This window comes from Pseudomonas sp. PICF6, assembly GCF_009831705.1.
Lineage (GTDB): Bacteria > Pseudomonadota > Gammaproteobacteria > Pseudomonadales > Pseudomonadaceae > Aquipseudomonas > Aquipseudomonas rhizophila.
Map to the genome: position 1 here is coordinate 70,574 of NZ_WUUD01000001.1, position 3,718 is coordinate 74,291.

The 3,718-nt window shown below is 62.0% G+C and carries 2 protein-coding genes; both read right to left on the reverse strand.

All coding sequences use genetic code 11. The annotated features are described in order from the left end of the window. Positions 1-2,825: PAS domain S-box protein (locus tag GSM73_RS00285; protein WP_256676630.1), on the reverse strand; the 2,825-nt coding region annotated here is incomplete at its 3' end. 69 nt (positions 2,826-2,894) lie between these two features. Next, on the reverse strand, positions 2,895-3,718 hold an 824-nt coding region (locus GSM73_RS00290), incomplete at its 5' end, for a LysR family transcriptional regulator (protein ID WP_256676614.1).

Genomic DNA, 3,718 nt, shown 5'->3' on the forward strand with positions numbered 1-3,718 from the left:
CGGAACTGCCGTGGGCTGATATTCACGCACAGGCTGAATTGCAGCGGATCGATCTTGCCCTTGGCGATCAGTTGTTTGAAGCCGTTGCAGGCTTCATCGAGAATCCAGGTGCCAACTTCCAGGATCAGCCCGCTGTCCTCCAGCACTTTGATGAATTCATTCGGCGATTGGGCGCCCAATTCGGGGTGATGCCAGCGCACCAGCGTTTCGGCGCCGATGATGCGGTTGTCCCGGGCGTCGACCTGAGGTTGGAAATGTACGCTGAACTCCCCGCGAGCCAAGGCCTGGCGCAGGTCGGTTTCCATGCGCAGCCGTTCGCTGGCGGCTTTTTGCATGGTGGTGTGGAACATCTGCGAGGTGTTGCGCCCCGAATCCTTGGCGCGGTACAGCGCAATGTCGGCGCGCTTGAGCAGGTCGGTGGGGGTGGAGCCATGGTCGGGAATCAGCGCCATGCCGATGCTCGGCGTGACCTGCAACCGTTGGCCATCGAGAAACATCGGCTCCGACAGTAATTCGCGCAGAGTGTCGGCCAGGTTCTGTACCTGTTGGCTGACTGCGCTGCGGGTGCCTTCCAAGCCGCTGAGCAGCACCACGAATTCGTCGCCGCCCAGCCTCGCCACGGTGTCTTCCAGGCGCACGCTGGCTTCCAGGCGTGCGGTGATGATTTTCAGCACCGTGTCGCCCACTGGGTGGCCCAGTGAGTCGTTGATGTGCTTGAAGTGGTCCAGGTCCAGAAACAGCAGGGCGCCCCGCAGGTTATGGCGCTTGAGCAAGGCGATCTGCTGGCTCAGCCGATCCATCAGCAAGGCGCGGTTGGGCAGGTTGGTCAGCGGATCGTGATAGGCCAGGTGGCGGATCTGTGCTTCGGCATTGCGCAACAGGCTCACGTCCCGGGCGGTCAGCAGCAGGCAGGCCGTTTCATTGAGCATGATCGGTTCGACCGAGACCTCCACCGTGAGGATCTCTCCGCGTTTATTGCGCCCGAGCATTTCCTGGTGATGCACCCGGCCCTTGAGCTCCAGTTCGGCCAGCAATGCCATGCGTTGTTTTTCTTCGGCCCAGATACCGACCTCGTAGACCGTATGCCCGATCACTTCGTCGGCGCGGTAGCCGGTCAGGCGGCAGAAGCCGTCATTGACTTCGAGGTAGCGGCCGCTGTCGCGTTCGGTGATGGTGATCGCGTCAGGGCTGGAATGGAAAGCCTTGGCGAATTTCTCCTCGCTGGCCTTGAGGGCCGCCTCGGAGCGCTGCTGCTGGGAGATATCCCGGAGGGTGGTGACGATGCAGGGCTGGTTGCCGACGTTGATCTGGCGACTGGAAATCACGCATGTCAGCGGCTGGCCGTTTTTATGGTGGACGACGACGGCCACGTTGTTCAGGGAGCGCTCGCGTATCACCCTTTCGATGCGTTGCAGGCTGCTCCCCGATGCGTCCCACAGGCCGATTTCGTCGGCGCTCAGGCCGATCACGTCGGTGGCTGACCAGCCGAAGGTCTGGGTGAAGCTGGAATTGATTTCGAGGAACCGGCCACTGTCCTGATGGGTTACGCAGATCGGGTCGGGGCTGACCTGGAACAGGGTGGCGAATTTTTCTTCCGACGCCGCCAGGCTCTGTTCGCGTTCTACCTGGTCAGTGATGTCCAGCAAGGTACCGGCCATGCGCAGCGGGCTGCCGTCGTCATTACGATAGAGACGTGCGCGGCTTTCCAGGTATCGAGCGCTGCCGTCCGGCATTTGTACGCGGTAGGTCAGTTGATAATTCCCCGCCGGGCCTTCCCGCAGGCTGCGGTAGGCGTTGCGCATGTTGTTGCGCTCGTCATCGGGCACCCCTTCGAAAAACGCATCGAACGACTCGTGAAACGGCTTGGGCTCCAGGCCATGCAACTGCGCCGCCCGGGCCGAGCCGTAGAGCATGCCACTGGGGATATGCCAGTCCCAGGTGCCCAGTTGCGCCGAATCGAGGGCCAGATCGAGGCGTTCCTGGCTGTCCTTGAGGGCCTGTTCGGCGAGTTTGCGTTCGGTGGTATCGAGGAAGGTGCTCAGCAGATAAGGCTGGCCTTCCAGCTCGACCTTCTGGGCGCTGAGCAGGCCGCTGTGGATCTGACCATTGCTGGCCTGCAGTTCCACCTCCATGCTCGCCATTTCGCCGTTGGCCTTGATGATCTCCACCAGTTTTGCCCGCTGTCCGGGGTCGACCCATAGGCCCAGTTCCAGCGTCGTGCGGCCGATGATGTCGTGCAGCGGCCAGCCAAACAGACTTTCGAAATACTGGTTGGCCTCGATGATCAGCCCGTCTTCCTGGCGGGTCAGCAGCACCATGTTCGGACATAGGTGAAAGAGCGTGGCGAAGCGTTTTTCCGAGTTGCGCAGTGCCTGCTCCCGTTCGCGCTGGTGCGTGATCTCCCGGATTACTCCGATCATCCGCGGGCGGCCGTGTTTGTCGGGTAATACGCTGCCGTTGATTTCCAGCCAGTGCAGGCTGCCGTCGGGCCAGACGATGCGATGGTGCATGGCCTGTTCCAGCGGCGCACCGGCCACAGCCGCATGAAAGGCGCGGATGGCCTTTGCTCGGTCTTGGGGGAGCAACAGGTCCAGATAGTCCACATCCGCCGGCAATGGCTGGCGCGGATCGAAGCCGAACAGCGCCTGGGTGCCCCGTGACCAACTGATCCGCCCGGTATCAATGTCCCACGACCAGGCTCCCAGGCGCGCGCCGTTCAGGGCGGCCAGCAACTGTGGGGCACTGTCCCAGCTTTGCTCGGACCGTTTCGGGTCTAGCGCCTGAATGCGCGGCAGGGGCGGGAATTGGTCAGCGGATTTGGGCATTATCTCGCGAGCCTTGGGCAATTTGGGGCGTTGGGCGCAGGCGTTTCGGCTCTATAGGAGTAGCACAACCTATGCCCTTTTCCCTGGCAGATCGATTTGTGCGTCCAGTAAGGACATGAAAGCCCGTGCAGCATTCGACAGCGTCCGTTCGGTGTGCAAGATATAGCCTAGCTGGCGACTGAGCTGTATGCCCGGCAAAGGAATGCGTGCCACTTGTTCATCGAGCATGGTGCGCGGCAGGACGCTCCAGGCCAGGCCGATGGAGACCATCATTTTTATGGTTTCCAGATAATTCGTGCTCATGGCGATGTTCGGCGTCAGGCCCTGGGCTTCGAACAGGCGTTGAACAATGTGGTGGGTAAAGGTATTGCCGCCGGGAAAAACCGCCGGATGCAAGGCGATGTCTGCCAGGCTGACTGGGCCGTTGTCCAACAGCGCGTGCTCCGGCGCCACCACGAAGTCCAAGGGGTCGTCCCACACCGGCGTGGCGCGCACCAGCGTGTGCGGTTCCGGGGCCAGGGTGATGACCGCCAGCTCCGCCCGGCCGTGGAGAATTTCTTCGTAGGCCACTTCCGAATCGAGGAACTGAATATCCAGCGCCACCTCAGGGTAGCGTCGGGTGAACTCCCTCAATAGAGGTGGCAGCCGATGCAGGCCGATATGGTGGCTGGTGGCGAGCGTCAGGCGTCCGGTCACTTCGCCGGTCAGGTTGGTCAGGGCGCGGCGGGTGTCATCCAGCACGTTAAGAATCTGATAGGCCCGTGGCAGAAGGGCTCGGCCAGCCTCGGTCAGGCCGACTTCTCGGCCGAGCCGATCGAACAGACGCACTTTGAGCTGTTGCTCCAGCCCGGCGATACGCTTGCTGATGGCCGGCTGGGTCAGGTGCAGGCGTT